This is a genomic window from Bathymodiolus platifrons methanotrophic gill symbiont, assembly GCF_002189065.1.
GTDB lineage: Bacteria > Pseudomonadota > Gammaproteobacteria > Methylococcales > Methylomonadaceae > Methyloprofundus.
In genome coordinates this window covers 1-1625 of record NZ_BDMN01000525.1, presented here as the reverse complement: position 1 = coordinate 1625, position 1625 = coordinate 1, and the positions used below count along the sequence as shown (strand labels likewise).

At 34.0% G+C, this 1625-nt stretch carries 1 protein-coding gene; it reads left to right on the top strand.

The window, feature by feature from the left end:
* Positions 1–359: 359 nt before the first annotated feature.
* Positions 360–1607, top strand: coding sequence for a UvrD-helicase domain-containing protein (locus CDZ78_RS20115; RefSeq protein WP_087871543.1), 1248 nt, complete (start codon positions 360–362; stop codon positions 1605–1607).
* Positions 1608–1625 lie beyond the last annotated feature (18 nt).

Here is a 1625-nt window from a genome sequence, read left to right as displayed (position 1 = left end):
CCAGCATTGTGTATTTCAGCTACTCAATAATTGGGAAACTTCAGTTAAGAGTAAAATTGGTGTCTAAAATAACAATACCTTCGACAAAATCAAAATACACTCATTTTTATGATTTTTACATCCTATAAGCGATTGATTTATATGGGTGTAAGATTGTCATTTTTGGATTAAATTAAAATTGGCGAAGGTATTGAAATAAGGTAGTGGCTCAAACCTGTGATTATTCTAAAAATTGGTGTTGGGTTAAATCGTGATCTGCTTACTTATCACAAGGTAGAATTTAGTCGAGATATTTACACATAATCACAGGTTTGAGTCACTACCTAAAATCACTTAGATTATTTTGGTTGAGATGAATAATGATTGTTGTTAGAGGTGGGACAGGTAAGAAACCAGTAAGTAGCGAACGCTTGGCAGAATACTTTGAGAATCATGTTAAATTTGAAGGCTATTTATATCTAGGCTATCCACTTATAGGAGCTATAGACGGTGGTTATCAAATAGATGCATTGCTTATTTCAAGAGAACATGGCGCAGTCGTTTTTAATCTCATCGAAGGAGCGTATGATGAGAAAATTCAAGATGAAAGTTATACAAAATTTGAGTCGAAATTAAAACTTCATAAAGACCTGACAGACAAACGAAAACTTTCTGTTGAGCTTAATGTTCCAGTTTTTGCTCCTGCTTGGAAAGGTCATTCAGACTCAGACTCAGACTATCCTGTTCTCCTTACATATGAGGATTTAAAAAAATTCTTAGGCTCTATCACTAGGGGTAGTTCGGATAAATATGAAAAACTAGTATCCGTTATCCAGTCCATAACAAAAATTAGACATAGAAATAAACGCGAATATGTTAAAAACGAATTATCAAGGGGGGGGGGTAAATTAAAAGAACTTGAGGACTCTATTGCTAATTTAGATCGTCATCAAAGTACTGCCGTTATTGAAACCGTTGAAGGTGTCCAAAGAATACGTGGTTTAGCAGGTTCTGGAAAAACGATAGTCTTAGCTCTTAAGGTTGCATATTTACATGCAAAAAACCCAAGCAGGAAAATGGCTGTAACATTTAACAGTCGAGCTTTAAAAAATCAATTCAAACATTTGATAACGCTCTTTACATTTGAGCATATTAACGAAGAACCTGATTGGGATAAGATTGATATTATTCATGCTTGGGGAAGCCCATCAATTAGAGGGATTTATTATGAAGCATGTTTTAATCATAATATTGAATATCTTGATTTTAAAGCGGCCGAAGCTTGTACAACTGCTCATGGGAAAGGGTTTGATGTTGCGTGTGAAAAGGCATTCAATGAAATAAAAAATTTTCAACAAACATATGATGTAATTTTAATTGATGAGGCTCAAGATTTTTCACCTTATTTTTTGAGACTTTGTTTCGGTCTGCTGAAGAAACCAAAACATTTGGTTTATGCCTATGATGAACTACAAAATATCAGTAACAAACAAATGCCGTCACCAGAGGAACTTTTTGGTTATGATTCAACTGGAAGTCCATTAGTTTCATTAAAAAATACTAGTGGTAAAGCAAAACAGGATATTGTTTTAGATGGGTTCTGTCGCAAAAAACGAATGTTTGTGTAAAAATCAACTGTATCCTGT

Coding starts and splice junctions, on each gene's coding strand:
- CDZ78_RS20115 (WP_087871543.1), top strand. CDS start 360: ATGATTGTTGTTAGAGGTGGGACAGGTAAGAAACCAGTAAGTAGCGAA.